15 protein-coding genes, 2 tRNA genes and 1 pseudogene are annotated in these 14,972 nt (G+C 63.2%); 7 read left to right on the forward strand and 11 right to left on the reverse strand.

What is annotated here, in order from left to right; all coding sequences use genetic code 11:
• Positions 1-51: 51 nt before the first annotated feature.
• Genes XalbCFBP2523_RS05080 through XalbCFBP2523_RS05100 form a run of 5 tightly spaced genes read right to left on the reverse strand, consistent with a single transcriptional unit; the run spans position 52 to position 3,596 of the window.
• Complete coding sequence (locus XalbCFBP2523_RS05080; RefSeq protein ID WP_045760354.1) at positions 52-948, reverse strand: membrane protein; 897 nt, start codon at positions 946-948, stop codon at positions 52-54.
• A 54-nt stretch (positions 949-1,002) separates the two neighbouring features.
• Positions 1,003-1,929 carry an NAD(+) diphosphatase gene (gene nudC, locus XalbCFBP2523_RS05085; protein ID WP_012914861.1) on the reverse strand — a complete coding sequence of 309 codons (927 nt, stop codon included), beginning with the start codon at positions 1,927-1,929 and terminating at the stop codon, positions 1,003-1,005.
• A gap of 48 nt (positions 1,930-1,977) precedes the next feature.
• On the reverse strand, positions 1,978-2,364 hold the full coding sequence (gene erpA, locus XalbCFBP2523_RS05090) for an iron-sulfur cluster insertion protein ErpA (protein WP_012914860.1): 387 nt from the start codon (positions 2,362-2,364) through the stop codon (positions 1,978-1,980).
• A gap of 31 nt (positions 2,365-2,395) precedes the next feature.
• Positions 2,396-2,851: a bactofilin family protein gene (locus XalbCFBP2523_RS05095; protein WP_012914859.1), complete on the reverse strand. Its 456-nt coding sequence runs from the start codon at positions 2,849-2,851 to the stop codon at positions 2,396-2,398.
• A 4-nt stretch (positions 2,852-2,855) separates the two neighbouring features.
• Complete coding sequence (locus tag XalbCFBP2523_RS05100; RefSeq protein ID WP_045765137.1) at positions 2,856-3,596, reverse strand: DUF6776 family protein; 741 nt, start codon at positions 3,594-3,596, stop codon at positions 2,856-2,858.
• Positions 3,597-4,104: 508 nt separating this feature from the next.
• Between XalbCFBP2523_RS05100 and XalbCFBP2523_RS05105 the strand changes: the two genes are divergently transcribed.
• Together XalbCFBP2523_RS05105 and XalbCFBP2523_RS05110 are read left to right on the forward strand one after the other, a co-directional pair.
• Positions 4,105-6,024 carry an EAL domain-containing protein gene (locus XalbCFBP2523_RS05105; protein ID WP_045765136.1) on the forward strand — a complete coding sequence of 640 codons (1,920 nt, stop codon included), beginning with the start codon at positions 4,105-4,107 and terminating at the stop codon, positions 6,022-6,024.
• Positions 6,025-6,027: 3 nt separating this feature from the next.
• Positions 6,028-8,544 (forward strand): hybrid sensor histidine kinase/response regulator, encoded by a 2,517-nt coding sequence (locus XalbCFBP2523_RS05110; RefSeq protein ID WP_045765135.1) that lies wholly within the window; start codon positions 6,028-6,030, stop codon positions 8,542-8,544.
• Positions 8,545-8,741: 197 nt separating this feature from the next.
• Here XalbCFBP2523_RS05110 and bfr read toward each other — a convergent pair whose 3' ends face one another.
• The 3 genes from bfr to XalbCFBP2523_RS05125 all read right to left on the reverse strand — a co-directional run bounded on the left by bfr (position 8,742) and on the right by XalbCFBP2523_RS05125 (position 10,214).
• Positions 8,742-9,212, reverse strand: coding sequence for a bacterioferritin (bfr, locus tag XalbCFBP2523_RS05115; protein WP_012914855.1), 471 nt, complete (start codon positions 9,210-9,212; stop codon positions 8,742-8,744).
• Between the two features lie 101 nt (positions 9,213-9,313).
• Entirely contained in the window at positions 9,314-9,523 is a 210-nt protein-coding gene (locus tag XalbCFBP2523_RS05120; RefSeq protein WP_045765134.1) for a (2Fe-2S)-binding protein, read from the reverse strand.
• A 79-nt stretch (positions 9,524-9,602) separates the two neighbouring features.
• A complete protein-coding gene (locus XalbCFBP2523_RS05125) occupies positions 9,603-10,214 on the reverse strand; it encodes an RNA pyrophosphohydrolase (protein ID WP_012914853.1) in 612 nt (203 codons plus the stop codon).
• Positions 10,215-10,334: 120 nt separating this feature from the next.
• On the opposite strand from XalbCFBP2523_RS05125, the gene XalbCFBP2523_RS05130 reads away from it, so the two are divergent.
• Positions 10,335-10,411, forward strand: a tRNA-Met gene (locus XalbCFBP2523_RS05130).
• A gap of 41 nt (positions 10,412-10,452) precedes the next feature.
• A tRNA-Gln gene (locus XalbCFBP2523_RS05135) sits at positions 10,453-10,527 on the forward strand.
• A 389-nt stretch (positions 10,528-10,916) separates the two neighbouring features.
• On the opposite strand, the gene rpsI is transcribed toward XalbCFBP2523_RS05135, so the two are convergent.
• Both rpsI and rplM read right to left on the reverse strand, forming a co-directional pair.
• Entirely contained in the window at positions 10,917-11,309 is a 393-nt protein-coding gene (gene rpsI / locus XalbCFBP2523_RS05140; protein ID WP_012914852.1) for a 30S ribosomal protein S9, read from the reverse strand.
• Between the two features lie 3 nt (positions 11,310-11,312).
• The gene (rplM, locus tag XalbCFBP2523_RS05145; RefSeq protein WP_045726683.1) at positions 11,313-11,741 is read right to left on the reverse strand and encodes a 50S ribosomal protein L13; all 429 of its coding nucleotides are present in this window, start codon (positions 11,739-11,741) and stop codon (positions 11,313-11,315) included.
• A 216-nt stretch (positions 11,742-11,957) separates the two neighbouring features.
• On the opposite strand from rplM, the gene coq7 reads away from it, so the two are divergent.
• Positions 11,958-12,599: a 2-polyprenyl-3-methyl-6-methoxy-1,4-benzoquinone monooxygenase gene (coq7, locus tag XalbCFBP2523_RS05150; RefSeq protein WP_045765133.1), complete on the forward strand. Its 642-nt coding sequence runs from the start codon at positions 11,958-11,960 to the stop codon at positions 12,597-12,599.
• A gap of 193 nt (positions 12,600-12,792) precedes the next feature.
• Positions 12,793-13,305 (forward strand): hypothetical protein, encoded by a 513-nt coding sequence (locus tag XalbCFBP2523_RS05155; RefSeq protein WP_012914849.1) that lies wholly within the window; start codon positions 12,793-12,795, stop codon positions 13,303-13,305.
• 422 nt (positions 13,306-13,727) lie between these two features.
• Here the strand turns inward: XalbCFBP2523_RS05155 and speD are convergent, their stop codons facing one another.
• Positions 13,728-14,522: an adenosylmethionine decarboxylase gene (speD, locus tag XalbCFBP2523_RS05160; protein ID WP_012914848.1), complete on the reverse strand. Its 795-nt coding sequence runs from the start codon at positions 14,520-14,522 to the stop codon at positions 13,728-13,730.
• Positions 14,523-14,664: 142 nt separating this feature from the next.
• Between speD and XalbCFBP2523_RS05165 the strand changes: the two are divergent.
• Positions 14,665-14,868 (forward strand): annotated as a pseudogene (locus XalbCFBP2523_RS05165) (transcriptional regulator Crp); the annotation flags it as partial.
• Positions 14,869-14,972: the final 104 nt, after the last annotated feature.

The raw sequence follows: 14,972 nt of genomic DNA on the forward strand, positions 1-14,972 counted from the left end.
GCCTGGCTTTTTTAATCTTGCTCGCGCCCCATGCAATCGCGGCGCGTCGGCTCAGCCGACCCAGCCGGCGATCACCAACATTGCCAGCAGCAGTAACCACAGCAGCAAGACCCGCCACATCTGGCTCATCGCATCGCGCAATTCCGGCAGCGGTCGCAACGCAGGTACAAGCATGCCCGCGTCGCTGTAGTCGTGCGCCTCGGCATCGAGTTCGCCTCGCACACTGGCGCAAGCCACTGGCCCGATGAAACCGCTGTCCAGACGCCAACGGCCACCACCGAGCGCACGCCAGACGCCGAACACCGCCTCGAAATTGCCGACCAACGCCAACGAAAATGCCATCAGATGGGCCACCGGCCATTCCAGCGCCCCCAGCAGCAGGCGCGCACCGGCAGCGGTGGCAGGCGGTAGCCGCGCCGCATACGGGCCGGCCACGGACAGCGCCAGCAGACGGTAACCCAGCGCACCGAATGGCCCGAGCAGCAGAAACCAAAACAGCACCGCGAACCAACGCCGCAGCGCCGCGACCGCCACCGTCTGGACCAGGCCCGCCGGGTCCTCGCGCAGCGGCCCACCATCGGCCCGCAATTGCGCCACCGCCAAGCGTCGCGTCGCTGCGTCGTCGGCCTCGATCACCGCTTCCACATCGCGGTCCAGGTCACGCGGCCCCCAACTGAAGACCAACACTGCGATCCCGAACAACAAAGCGAACAAGCCAAGATACGGCACCGCCAACAGCCACTGCACCAAGCCCACCAGCAGCAAAACCGGCAGCAACGCCAGCAGCATGCCATCGCGGCCGCGCCACACACTGCCATCGCCGGCATGCGCGTCTAACCATGACAGCCAGTCGCCGAAGGCGTCGAAGCGACGCAAGGACGCCACCATGCCAGGCGCGACATGGCTCAGCACCAGCGTAACGATCACAGCGACGAGGGTCGTAAACATGCAGGTCCTCCGGGACCGTTCTGAAACGGATGCGCTTGACCGGCAGAGCCGCGGCTAGCCGCGCCGGTGCCAGTCCTCGATCAACGCACGCGCAATGGAGATGCGCGGCGGCAGGCGGAGTCCATGGCCATCGTCGGCGCTGTCGCCCTGTGCCGTTGCACGCTCCAGGGCAGCGCCGATGTCCTCGCGGTCGAACCAGCGCGCGTCTTCCAGTTCACCATCCACCTGCGGCACATCCGGCATCGCCAGCGCGGTGAAACCGAGCATCAGCGCGCCAGGAAAGGGCCATGGCTGCGCGGCATAATAACGGCAACTGCCCGGCTGCACCCGCACCCGGGTTTCCTCGGCCACTTCGCGGACCACGGTCTGTTCCAGCGACTCGCCTGGTTCGACGAAACCGGCGATCAGCGAGTAGCGTCGCGCCGGCCAACTGGCCTGGCGCCCGAGCAGCAGGCGCTGGCCATCGCTGACCGCGACGATCACCGCCGGGTCCACGCGTGGGTAATGTTCGATGCCGCACTGGGTGCACTGGCCGAGAAAACCACCGCGCAGAAACTTGATCACGCCACCGCACACGCCGCAGAAGCGGGTCCGCGATTGCCAATGAAGCATGGCGCGGGCATAGGCGAACACGCCAGCGACAGCCACTGGCCACTCGGCAGCGGCACGGCGCAAGTCCAGGCGCTGCGCCGGTGCGAGATCGTGCGGCAGCACATCGGCGATCAGCGCGAACCACGCCTGCCCATCGTCCAGGCCGAGAAACACCGCACGCTCCAGCGCATCGCCCAACATCGCGCTGGCATAGACGCACAGACACCCTTGGACGTCGGCATATGCATGGCCATCGGCATCCAAGACCAACACCCGCGCCTGTTCCCAGGCACGACGCAGCGCGGCCGGATCGTTGCGTAGAGCATCGGCACGGTCGAGCGTGCTTGTGGCGAAAGCGAAAGAAACGGGCATCGGCATCGGTTCGGGCATGCGCCGCAGGGTGCAGGCAAACCGGGCGTACCGCAAGCCGCAGCGTGTCTATACGCTGAAACTGCTACCGCACCCGCAGGTGGTCTTGGCGTTGGGATTGCGGATCACGAACTGCGCACCGTGTAAACCTTCGCTGTAGTCAACTTCGGCACCCATCAGGTACTGCAGGCTGAGTGGATCGACCAGCAGGGTGACCGCGTCGGTCTGCACCGCCAGATCGTCCTCGGCACGGTTTTCGTCGAACTCGAAGCCGTACTGGAAGCCGGAGCAGCCCCCCCCCTGGATGTACACGCGCAACGCCAGCGCGTCGTTGCCTTCCTCGCGGATCAACTCGCGGACCTTGGCCGCGGCGGCCGAGGTGAAGTTCAGCGGCCGCTCCAGCGACTGGTAGTCGGGCGTCGGCGCAGCGCCGGGAAGGGAGACGAGGGTACTCATGCAAGCAGCATGGGGACGGACGGGCGCCGAATCAAGCCTGGTCCACCGTCAGCGCAGGCGGCGGCGACTCGCGGTCGCCCAAGGCGATGGCGTTGGGCACCTGCGGCGGCGCCAGCGCGGCGATGCTGCCGGCATGGATCAAACGCCCGGTGAGTTGCGCGCCGGCGTTCATCTCCACCACTTGGTAATGCACATTCCCCTGCACCCGCGCCTTCGGCGCCAGTTCCACCCGCTCGGTGGCGTGTACGTCGCCGATCAGTTGGCCATTGATGACCACCACCGGGGCACGCACCTCGCCTTCGATGGTGCCGTGTTCGGACAGGGTCAGCATCGCCGGCACGCCCTCCTCGGCCATCACCTTGCCGAGAATGCGCCCTTCCACGTAGAGCCCACCGCTGAATACCAAGTCGCCACGGATCACCACCTGGGCGCCGATCAGGGTGTCCACCACGGTCTGACCGCTGCGGCCGCTCTTGTTTCCGAACATCGCTCTACTCCCCTTTGCCGTTGCTGTTGCCGGCCAATGCCCAATCGAAGGTCTGGTTGACCGGTGCCCCACCACCGCTCAACCAGACGCGCACCCGCTGCGGGGTGAATCCCTTGGGCAGTATTACGCTGCCATCCAACTGTTGGAAATATCGGAACGAATAGTCCTGTCCCGGCATGCCTGTCTTCTGATGCAATTCGTCCCAGCCCACGCTGGCGAGCTTGCCACCGCGCACCCCTTCCACGGTCAGGCGCATCTGTCCCTGGCTGATCGCGCCACGGTTGAGGTTTTGGGTCAGCACCACGTTGTAGCGCCAGGTGCCGCCGACTTCGGCCGAGAACTCCACCGAGTGCACGCTCAAGCCCTTGCGCTGACTGGTGGCACCGACCAAACGCTCGTAGAACGCGACATCCGCGCGCAAGCTGGCGATCTCCTCCTCGCGCTCGGCAAGCGAACTCTGCACTTCATTGTTGGCGGCGCGGCTGATCTGGTCGGAACGGGCCAGGGTGGCCTGATGCTGATGTAGCGCCTGGATCTGCTGCTGTTGTGACAGCAGCTTGTGTTCGGCTTCACGCAATTGCGCGCTGACCGCGCCCAGCCGCGGCGCTGCCTGACGGCTGGCGAACCACCAGGTCAGACCCATCGACAGCAGCCATAGCACAGCGAACAACAGCCAGACTGCACGGCCACGACGTAGCGCGACGCCATTGGGCACGATCTGGAAACGGGGAACGGGTCGGTTCATGCATGCAACGGCGCCACCGGAGCGGCGCCGACGTCGATTCTGGGTAGTCGGCCTGCTTGGTTTTTCAAATTGTAATCCAGACCCATGATCGACGGCGGATTGCTGCCGGTATCGCCCACGCCAGCTGACCATCGCCACGGGCGTGGCCGCTAGGATTGACCGAACCGCCGAGTCTGCAGACACGCCAGTCCTGGTCCGGGCTCGGCAGCACCAGCGCACTGGCGTTGGCCGAGTTCCTCGCCGACAATCCAGTGGCCCTACTTGGATTCGGCCTGGGACCGCGCCCCATGACCCTGATACCCGCGTCGGGATCTTCCTGAGCGCCACCCTCTATCGCCGCTACTGGCCGCAAGCTCAGGCACACTGCGGACGTGGCGCTTGCTATAACGTCACATGCACCGCTTCATCAGGCGCCAGCAGGCAACGTCATCGCTGAGCCAGCTGAGACCGTTTCCCTGCCATTGCTCACTTCAACGCATAATGGGGCGCGCACCAGGAACAAGACGCGATGGCGACCAGAGACACCACTCCATTTCCAGATCACGAGCAACCGCGCACGCACGATGTCCGTGCCGAGACCCCGCCGCCCCACTATTGGCAGCGCTGGGCCGCCGATACCGTGGCCGAACCGCCCACGGCGGACCTAGCGCCTGGACCGCTCGCCAGCGACGGCACTGCCGACAGCCTGAGCGGAACGGCAGCCAGCACGCCCGAAGCCGACGCCGTCGGGGCTGATGCCGCACATGACACCTCGCCACAGCGACAAGACAACGCCTACCGCATCCTGATCGTCGAGGACGACCGCTCGCAGGCTCTATTTGCGCAGAGCGTCCTCCACGGTGCAGGCATGGACGCAAAGGTGCAGTTGCAGGCAGAAGAGGTGCAGCAGACGATCGCCGAGTACCAACCAGATCTGATCCTGATGGACCTGCACATGCCCGGACTCGACGGCATGCGTCTGACCACGCTGATCCGTCAACAACCGCAACATCAGCTACTGCCGATTGTGTTCTTGTCCGGCGATGCAAATCCGGAATTACCGTATGAAGTACTCGACAGTGGGGCCGACGATTTCCTAACCAAACCGATCCGGCCGCGACATCTGATCGCCGCCGTGTCCAACCGTATCCGCCGCGCGCGTCAGCAAGCCCAGCAAACCCAACAGAGTCAGCAGGGCAGCGCCGAACAGATACCGTTGAACAATCCCGAGACCGGCTTGCCGACCAGCGCGTACCTGCTGCATTTGCTTGAAACAGCGTTACACGCACGCCGCCCCGGCAGCCTGTTTTTCATCGAGATCGCCAGCGCGCTTGGCTTGCGCGAGCGCTACGGCTACGCCGCGTTCGAACGTCTGGTCACCCAAGCCGGACAACGCCTGGCCGGGGCCAACGCACCGCTGCCACTGGCACGGCTTAACGACAACAGCTTCCTGCTGCTGACCGAGGATAGCGACGCCGACGCACAACTGCAGCGCGCACAGGCGCTGCGCGACACCCTGACAGGCCACGGCTTCCCGTTGCGCGATGACGAAACGTTGCATCTGCGCTGCGCGGTCGGATATGCCGATCTGATGCAGGGCTTCGAGGACGCCGGCGCCACACTCGAAGCAGTGGAGCGCACTGCACTGCAGGCACGCCTGCATCCGCAAAGCGTGGTCGCATACGTCCCCACCCGCACGGAAGAGGACCTGGCCCGCATCGCGATGCTGGAAGGCCAGCTAGAACCCGCCTACCAGCCGATCGTCGCCGTCGCCGGCGGCGACATCGCGCAATACCAGGTGCTGCTGCGCGTGCGCCAACGCGACGGCACCCTGATCTCCGCCGGCAAACTATTGCCGGCGGCCGAAGCCGGTGGACTCATCGCCGATCTCGACCAGCAGGTGTTGGACCACGCACTTGGCCTACTGCAGCTTTACCAGAACGCCACGCCGCCGCTGCGCCTATTCGTCTCGCAGTCGAGCCGCACCCTGGCCCGCAGCGCCTTCACCGACTGGCTGATCGACGCCATCGCGCAACGTGGCGTCACCGGCACCTCGCTGGTGATCGACCTGCGTCTGGACGATGCACTGATTCACACTGCGACACTGCAGCAGTTCTGCGCACGCCTGATGCCGCTGGGCGTGCAGTTCTGTATCAGCCAGTTCGAACCCGGCGCCGAAGCCGAAGCACTGATCGCACAGTTGCCACTGGGGTATCTGCGACTATCCGCGCGCTTCGCCAATGCCCACGGCAACCCTCAATTGCGCGACCAACTACGCACCGCGATCGACTTGGCGCACCGCGCCGGTCTGCTCATCATCGGCCAACAAATCGAGCAGGCACAGGCAGCCGCGGCCATGTGGATGGGCGGGGTCGACTTCATCCAGGGCAATCTGGTGCAATCGGCAGGCGACCAATTGAACTTCGACTTCCAAAACGCGGTGCTGTAGCCCATGTCCGCACAAAAACGCCAGCCCCTACCATGGCTGGCTGTGCTGGGCACAGGCAGCGCCATCGGTAGTGCGATCCTAGCGCTGCCACCGATGGCGCTGCCGGCACCATGGCATTGGCTGGCGCCAGCGTGCATGATCGCCGCGGCCATACTGGCCGCGACCGCCGGCTGGCGCGCACAGCAACAAATCCGCGAGCTCGACGCGGCCCTGACCCGCGCCGACCTAGCCGAATCCGAACGTAACGCGCTACAGCGCGATGTACACCTGCGCGAACGACTGGAGCGCGAGCTGGTCCAGGCCAAGCAGGCGGCCGAGGCCGCCGTGCTCGCCAAGGGCGAGTTCCTGGCTACGATGAGCCACGAAATCCGCACGCCACTCAACGGCATCATCCCGATGCTGGAACTGATCGCACACAGTCCACTCGACCTGGACCAGCGCGAGATGCTGCGTGCAGCCAACACCTCCTCGCTGCAATTGCTGCGTATCGTCGACGACATCCTCGACTACTCCAAGCTTGAAGCGAACCGGCTGGAGTTGGAGACCACCGCCTTCAATCTGCGCGAACTGCTCGACGACGTATTGCAACTGATGCAGCGCGCCGCGGAGGCCAAGGGCCTGCGCATGGCACTGCAACTGGACCGGGCAGTGCGCTTGCCGGTACGCGGCGATCCGGTGCGACTACGCCAGGTGCTGAGCAATCTACTGGGCAACGCGATCAAATTCACCGCACGCGGGGGCATCGACCTGCATGTGCGTCGTCTCGGCGAGAGTCCGGCGCAACACGTGCTGCGCTTCGAAGTGCGCGATACCGGTATCGGCATCAGCGCCGAGCGCCAGGAACGGCTATTCCAAGCCTTCACCCAAGCCGACGCATCCACGACCCGCCTTTACGGCGGCACCGGCTTGGGCCTGGCGATCTGCAAGCGCATCGTCGAGCTGATGGGCGGACGCATCGGCCTGGAATCCAAGCTCGATCATGGCGCTATCTTCTGGTTCGAGATTCCACTGCTCAAGGTGATCGGCGACCTATCGCAGGGCAACGGTCAGATGCCGTGCCTGCATGCCCTGCTGGTCAGCGCGGACCCGCGCTTGTACCAACGACTGAATCGGCTGCTGCCGAACTGGGGAGTACAGGTCAGCAAGGTCGATTGCACCCAGGAAGCGCTGGAGCGGCTACGCAATGGCAACAGCGCACGTTCGACCTACGACCTGGTGATCGGCGATCTTGACGGCATGCGCCACAGCGCCCGCGCGCTGCAGCGCGCGGTAGCGCGGCTGCCGGCGCCGCAGACCACACGCCTGATCTGGCTTTACGGCGACATGGAGATTCCCGAGGAAATCCGCGCGCACGGCGCACTGCTGTCGCGGCAGGCGGCCGACCTGGATCTGCGCAGCATGCTCGCCCTGGACCCACCTGCGACGGCCGTGAACGCGGGGATGCCGAAAGAATACACCGCCGTCGATACACTGCCTGCCACGGACACCAAAACGGAGATCGAAAGCGAGCGTGCCAAGGGCCGCGGTACACCGGACAACACGCCTCGCACGGACGCCATGACCAGCAAATCGAACCTACAGACCACGCCCAGCCAATACCGTCTGCTGCTGGTTGAAGACAACCCCGTCAATATGATGGTAGCGCAACGGTTGCTCGAGGCCCTGGGGTATCGTGCCGACACTGTCGAAAACGGGGCAGCGGCGTTGACACAATTGGCTCAACAGGCTTACGACCTGGTGTTGATGGATTGCCAGATGCCGGTACTGGATGGTTACGCCGCAACCCGCCAATGGCGTCAGTCCGAAGCCAATGCGACGCAGGCGCGTCTGCCGATCGTGGCGATGACCGCCAATGCCATGGCCGGCGACCGCCAGCGCTGCTTGGATGCCGGCATGGACGATTACCTATCCAAGCCAATCGACCAAACTCGGCTAAAAGCCTGCCTGCAACGCTGGCTGCCGACCCGTCCTTCCATGAGCGCGCAGGCGCACGTACCTACAACAATGGTCCCTGGCATGGGCGCAGCCATGGACGATTCGAGTGCTGTTCACAACGCCAGCAGCAGCACGCAGCCACCTCCCACGAAACAGCCGACCGCCACCATCGCGGCCACGCCGACGCCAGCATCGGCAGCTACGGAGAGCACCAAGCCCCTGGCATTGGCGCAGCAAGTGCTGGAGATCGAGGTGCTGGACGAACTACGCGACGTCGTTGGCAACGCCAACACTGCGCAGATCGTCGACACCTTTCTGGGCGATGCGCCACAGTTGATCCAGCGCATGGAACAAGCCGTCGCAACCACCCAGGACGCACTGCTGCGCGATGCCGCACATACCCTGAAATCATCGGCCGCCAACGTCGGTGCCCAGGCCCTGTCGGCGGCAGCCCGACGCATCGAAGCCGGCGTGCGGGCCGGGACGCTGGAGCATCCCACCGTCGAGGTCAGCCAGGTCATCGCCGAGTTCGCACAAGCGCGATTGGCCTTGAAGGGCTACCTCACCACTTTGCGCAACGCTTAAGCCATCGCACTCTGACATCGTGGGTGCTTCGTCGCAGCGGGGTAGGCGGACCGTTGTGCAACAGATCAACGCCTCTGGGCCATGCCGATCCACCACAGATCAGGGATGTGACGAAAAAAGAAGCGCAGCGTGCTTCCTCGGAACATCGGCCGCCGCACAGGCGCAAGGCCGCGCCATGTGGCGGTCAGCGACGCGACTCAGTCCTCGAGCTTGGTCAGCAGGTAGTTCGGCTCGCCGATGCGTGCGATCAGATCCAACTGGGTTTCCAGCCAGTCGATGTGCTCTTCCTCAGACTCAAGGATGTCGGCGAGCAACTGACGGCTGACATAGTCCTGGATCGACTCGGCGTAGGCGATGCCCTCGCGCAAGGTGGCGGTGCCGTCCTGCTCCAGAGCCAAATCGCATTCGAGAATTTCCTTCGGGTTTTCGCCGATGCGCAACTTACCCAACGCCTGGAAATTGGGCAGCCCCTCAAGGAACAGGATACGGTCCGCTAACTTGTCGGCGTGCTTCATCTCGTCGATGGATTCCTTGTACTCGTGCTCGGCCAGTTCCTTCAGGCCCCAGTTCTTCAGCATCTTGGCATGCAAAAAATACTGATTGATTGCGGTCAGTTCGTTGTAGAGGACCTTGTTGAGGAACTCGATGACCTTGCTGTCACCCTTCATCGCATCGCTCGCGGAAGATGGAAAGTGCAGACTCTAGCGAATCGAGCGCCACCGTGAGGGAACGCGAATCGTGATCATCCAGCCGCATGACGGCGCAGGACTCAGGCAGCGCGGGCTAGACCGACCAGCACCGGGAGCGGCAGTTCACGCGTGAGCGAACGTTCCAGCAGATCGGCGGCCATCTCCAGACAGGAGCCGCAGGTGGCACCGCAGCCCGTGCGCATGGTCAATTCGGACACGTTGCAACAGCCAGCCTCGACGGCTTCGCGGATCTGGCGATCGGTGACCCCGTTGCAGATGCAGACGTACACGGCAAGATTGGCTGTGGACGGCGCGGACTACGCCCGGGATCATTCAACCTGAAGTGAGAATGGTTGTCAATTCCACCCGTTAATCGTGATTCACCCGTGCCGCCCATGGCCCGCCACGCTTGCGCGGCCGCTTGCGCGGGCGCTCGTGACCAGCGGTGTTACCCGGTAACCAGGCCTCCTGCGCCAGCGCCGGCATGGCGCGGATGCCACTGCCGGCGATGTTCTGGGCCAAGGGCGCCAGATGCCGCAATGCACGCGCGTACACACCACGTTTGAAAAGCACCACATGCTCGACCGGATACCAGAAATCGACCCAGCGCCAGTGGTCGAACTCCGGTGTCTCGGTCAACTCCAGATTCAGCTGGCTCTCGTCGCATTGCATGCGTAGCAGGAACCAGACCTGTTTCTGGCCGATACAGACCTGGCGCTCATTGCGGCGAATGGCCCGGCTGGGCAAACGATAGCGCAGCCAACCGGGCGTGGCGCCGAGCACTTCCACATGCTCGGGCAACAACCCGGTTTCTTCGCGCAACTCGCGGTACATAGCCTCGACCGGGGTTTCGTCGGTGTTCATGCCACCTTGCGGGAACTGCCAGCCGTCCCGGCGCACCCGGCGTGCCCAGAACACCTGACCATCTGGCCGCATCAGCACGATGCCTACGTTCGGTCGATAGCCGTCCGGATCGATCACGATGCGGACTCCTGAAAAATCTACTGGCTCCGACTCTGCCATGGTGGCGGTCAAGCCACAAGCGGGGCAGAAATCCGTTGACAGTCCCCCCATTCTCTATAAGAATTGACGGTTCACCGAGGCTATGTAGCTCAGCCGGTTAGAGCACAGCACTCATAATGCTGGGGTCGGTGGTTCGAGTCCACCCATAGCCACCATGGTATCCACGCTGAAGGCGTGCAATAATTTTGCTTCGCATTGCCCCGTCGCCAAGCGGTAAGGCACCTGACTCTGACTCAGGCATTCGGTGGTTCGAATCCATCCGGGGCAGCCAAATAAAAAAGAAAGCCGATCGAGAGATCGGCTTTTTATTTGACCAGCGTTTAGTTTGCGACGGGCCCGTTGCGCCTGAGCTCCACACCGCGCACAAGATGCGAGCCCAACACCTTCCACCACGCAGCACCCTTGAACTCCAGGGGACTTTTCAGCACACATTGATACACAGTCGGCGCCTCGCCTCGAACCAGCATGAACGAACCACACGCGGCACTGCGTCAAACGCGCGCAACCCAAAACCGCTGCGATCACGCGCATCCATACCCCGCAATCGTCATCGCTCAGCAAAGCGCAGAGCAAAGCCCCAACACGACAAAAGCCCGGCCGGAGCCGGGCTTTTGTACACCCCAGTGGAATCCGCAGGATTCCACGCCAGGGGCGATGGTATCAGCGCTTGGAGAACTGGGTGGCGCGACGCGCCTTGTGCAGACCGACCTTCTTACGCTCGACCTCGCGGGCGTCGCGGGTCATAAAGCCAGCCTTGCGCAACTCGGACTTCAGCGTTTCATCGTACTCGACCAGCGCACGGGCAATCCCTAGGCGGATCGCACCGGCTTGGCCGGTGGTGCCGCCACCAGAGGCGGTGACAACAATGTCGAAGCTCTCGGTGTTCTTGGTCAACTCCAATGGCTGACGCACGATCATGCGCGCAGTCTCGCGGCCGAAGAACTCGTCCAGCGGACGACCGTTGACAGAGATATTGCCAGTGCCCTTGCGCAGGAACACGCGAGCGGTGGAGGACTTGCGGCGGCCAGTGCCGTAGTTTTGCGTGATAGCCATGATTTAGATATCCAGAACCTGCGGCTGCTGAGCGGCGTGCGGATGTTGCGCACCGGAATAAACCTTGAGCTTGCGGTACATCGCACGGCCCAGCGGCCCCTTGGGCAACATGCCCTTGACCGCGATCTCGATCACACGCTCCGGATGGCGCTCCAACGCCTGCTCCAGGCTCTCGGTCTTCAAATTGCCGATGTAGCCGGTGAAGCGGTGATACTTCTTGTCCTTTAGCTTGTTGCCGGTGACGACGATCTTCTCGGCGTTGATCACCACCAGGTAATCGCCAGTATCGACGTGCGGGGTGTAGACCGGCTTGTGCTTGCCGCGCAGACGGCGAGCCAGTTCGGTGGAAAGCCGACCCAGCGTTTTGCCGGCGGCGTCGACGAGATACCAGTCGCGCTGGACGGTCTCGGACTTAGCAGTGAAGGTGCTCATTGAAAGACTCGGTTGGTCGGGCGGATTCCTGCGGCGAGCCGCCGGAACTTTGCCACGCGTTGTGATATTGCAAAAACACAAGAGGCGGAATTCTACGCGCGACTTGGGTTGCGTGCAAGTTCTTCCCAGCGCTAGCGGCCGAATGACCCGTCATGCTTGGCAGTGCGCCAGCCCGAAGGCGAGAATCGACACTTCCACTGCTTCAGGGCCTCCCGCATGACGGACAGCCGCCAGCATTCTCCACTCGATCGCATCCTGGTCGAGGCCCAGCGCGCGCTGGAGACCGTGTTCGGTGATCCGCCAGCGCAACGGCCCTACCCCGGGACCAGCGCCGACGTGGTGCTGGCCCCGGACGAGCGCCGGCACGCGGCCGGGCTGATGCGTATCAACCATGTCGGCGAAGTCTGCGCACAGGGGCTTTACTTCGGTCAAGCCGCGGTCGCCCGCGACCCGGCCACGCGTGCGCAGCTGCTGGAAGCGGCACAGGAAGAGACAGATCATCTAGCCTGGTGCGCGAAGCGGCTACGCGAACTGGACAGCCGCCCGAGCCTGTTCAATCCGCTCTGGTATGCAGGCAGCTACGCGATCGGCACGCTGGCCGGGCTGCGTGGCGATGGCTGGAACCTGGGCTTCGTCGTGGAGACCGAACGCCAGGTCGAGGCGCATCTGGACGAACACCTACAGACGCTGCCACCAGCCGACCTGCGCAGCCGCGACATTCTGACAGTGATGAAAGTGGACGAGGCACGCCATGCCGAGCATGCCGAGCACGCCGGCGCGCGCCACCTGCCCGTTCCGATCCCCACCATGATGGCCGCCGCGTCGCGGCTGATGAAGGCGGTCGCCTATCGACTGTGACCATGACCGCCAGCGGCGGCAAGCAATAGCGCCAGCTGGTATTGCCAGCAGATTCGGGTTAAAGTGAACAAATGCTGACCGATTTCGCGCAAACGCACGACATGCTCCCGATGGGCAATCCCCTGCGTCGCTTGTCATCTGCCGCATTTTCCGTGTCTAGCGCCTTCGGCGTGGGCTCCACCCGCCGACCACCATGCCCGCAGCCACGCTCCACTCGCACTCACTGCTGATCCGCCGGCTCTCCCGCCTGCTGTTCGCCAGCCTGTTCGCGCTTTGCAGTGGCGTGCTGCTCTATCAGTTGCTCGGCGACTATGCCCACGCCAGCGCGATCCTGCGCGACCACTCGGTGGCCACTGTCCCGGTGATCGCCGATGGCGCCTTCGGCATGCAGGCCCGGCCGTTGGTGCGCTATCGCTTTCATTATTTATTCCAGAGCAGGGGACGGCTGCACAACGGCGCGTTCGAAGCCAGCGGCGCTGAAGCGGCACCGTTGCTGCTGGACGGCGCCACCGTGGAGATCGCCTATGCCAACGCCGATCCATCGCAGTTCGGGCGGCTCGACCAGCTGCAGCACGCCGGCAATCTGGGCGGCATGCTCACCCGCGTCATCATCGCGCTGTCGATCACCGCGCTGCTGGCTGTGGTCGCGCACCGCTTGCTGATCGGCCGCCTACTCGCCCGGTGGCAACGGATGCCCATCGCTTGAAACCGGCACTCGGCAAAGCACCCACTTCAGGCCGATTACGCTAGTCGCCCCGCGCCCACCGGATGCAAGCCCAACGCACCGCCGCCAGGACACTGTCGCCGAATGCCCCACGCAGCCGCGGCCACGCCTCACCTGCCACAGAGCGCGACCCCAGTAGATCGCGCAGCAATCCCCAGACCGGAGCCGCCAAACGCCCCGGCCTCACGGCACCCGGCCAGCAGCAAAGCGAAACCGCCGCCATCCTTCGCGCAGAGAGCTGCGCCGATGCCCCACACACCCTTGGCAAGCGGCAGGAAAAATTGGCGCGCCGTCTCTGATCGTAGACAAATACAGTGGCGACAGCACGCTTTCGCGGCACCTCGGAGCCCTGTCGGCAACCCGCAGCGCGCAAATGCGCTCTTGCATAACCCCGATACCGAGACTTATTCGACCAAATTGCGGCCGTGGAACAACTCCTCGATCTCGCGCTTGAGCAGCGCTTCGATACGCATGCGCTCCTTGAAAGATAGATTCTTGGCTTTCTCCTCGAACAGGTACTGATCCAAGTCGAAGTCCTTCAGGTGCATCTTGGTATGGAACATGTTTTCCTGATACACGTTGACGTCGAACATTTCGTAGCGCGACTTGATGTTCTTCGCCAGAAAATTCTGGATCGAATTGATCTTGTGATCAATGTAGTGCTTCTTGCCCTTCACGTCGCGGGTGAAGCCGCGCACACGGTAATCCATGATCACGATGTCCGATTCCAGACTCTCGATCAGATAGTTGAGCGCCTTCAACGGCGAAATCACCCCGCAGGTCGCGACATCGATGTCAGCACGGAACGTGGCGATACCGTGCTGTGAATAGGTTTCGGGGTAGGTATGGACAGTGATGTGGCTCTTGTCCATATGCGCAACCACGGCATCGGAAATGATTTCCTTGCCCGCCGCCTTCTTGTCGATGACCGGCTCCTCGGAAATCAGCATCGTCACCGACGCGCCCTGCGGATCGTAATCCTGGCGTGCAATATTGAGAATGTTGGCGCCGATGATCTCGGCCACATCGGTAAGAATCTGGGTCAGACGATCGGCGTCGTACTGCTCGTCGATATATTCGATATAACGCTGACGCTCATCTTCAGAAATCGCATAACAGACGTCGTATATGTTGAAGCTCAACGCCTTAGTGAGGTTGTTGAAACCTTGTAACCTCAGGCGAGGCAACGGCTTGACCACGGTGTGGGTCCTTTAAATTTCACGGGGGATGCACAAGATTATGGGCTAAATGCACGCAATGCGAAATGTGTCGTACGCCCATGTTTGCCGGCGCGAACGCGTCCCGTTAAGCTTCACGAATCACGCCGTAGCTGAAACCCACATGAGTCCCGGAAACGCCACCATTGCAACACCAGTGCGTATCGCTCCAAGTCCTCTGACGTTGGACAACGCCACCATTGATCGCTTTTTAGCCCATAGCCACCGTCGCCGTTATCCGGCGCGGACCGACGTGTTCAGACCTGGCGACCCCGCCGGCACCCTGTACTACGTGGTCAGCGGCTCGGTTAGCATTGTGCTGAAGAAGCTGCAGGTCGACGGCACGCTGCACGCCCGCGGCAAGACCGTGGTGCTGTACGGCGCGCGCTGATCGGCATGCCTCGTTCGCTGGACGCACCCAGACTCCCGCCG

It is taken from the genome of Xanthomonas albilineans, assembly GCF_002939705.1.
Taxonomy (GTDB): domain Bacteria; phylum Pseudomonadota; class Gammaproteobacteria; order Xanthomonadales; family Xanthomonadaceae; genus Xanthomonas_A; species Xanthomonas_A albilineans.

Coding starts and splice junctions, on each gene's coding strand:
- XalbCFBP2523_RS05095 (WP_012914859.1), bottom strand. CDS start 2,851: ATGTTCGGAAACAAGAGCGGCCGCAGCGGTCAGACCGTGGTGGACACC.
- rplM (WP_045726683.1), bottom strand. CDS start 11,741: ATGAGCACCTTCACTGCTAAGTCCGAGACCGTCCAGCGCGACTGGTAT.
- rpsI (WP_012914852.1), bottom strand. CDS start 11,309: ATGGCTATCACGCAAAACTACGGCACTGGCCGCCGCAAGTCCTCCACC.
- XalbCFBP2523_RS05080 (WP_045760354.1), bottom strand. CDS start 948: ATGTTTACGACCCTCGTCGCTGTGATCGTTACGCTGGTGCTGAGCCAT.
- XalbCFBP2523_RS05100 (WP_045765137.1), bottom strand. CDS start 3,596: ATGAACCGACCCGTTCCCCGTTTCCAGATCGTGCCCAATGGCGTCGCG.
- erpA (WP_012914860.1), bottom strand. CDS start 2,364: ATGAGTACCCTCGTCTCCCTTCCCGGCGCTGCGCCGACGCCCGACTAC.
- bfr (WP_012914855.1), bottom strand. CDS start 9,212: ATGAAGGGTGACAGCAAGGTCATCGAGTTCCTCAACAAGGTCCTCTAC.
- XalbCFBP2523_RS05155 (WP_012914849.1), top strand. CDS start 12,793: ATGCCCGCAGCCACGCTCCACTCGCACTCACTGCTGATCCGCCGGCTC.
- coq7 (WP_045765133.1), top strand. CDS start 11,958: ATGACGGACAGCCGCCAGCATTCTCCACTCGATCGCATCCTGGTCGAG.
- XalbCFBP2523_RS05105 (WP_045765136.1), top strand. CDS start 4,105: ATGGCGACCAGAGACACCACTCCATTTCCAGATCACGAGCAACCGCGC.
- nudC (WP_012914861.1), bottom strand. CDS start 1,929: ATGCCCGAACCGATGCCGATGCCCGTTTCTTTCGCTTTCGCCACAAGC.
- XalbCFBP2523_RS05110 (WP_045765135.1), top strand. CDS start 6,028: ATGTCCGCACAAAAACGCCAGCCCCTACCATGGCTGGCTGTGCTGGGC.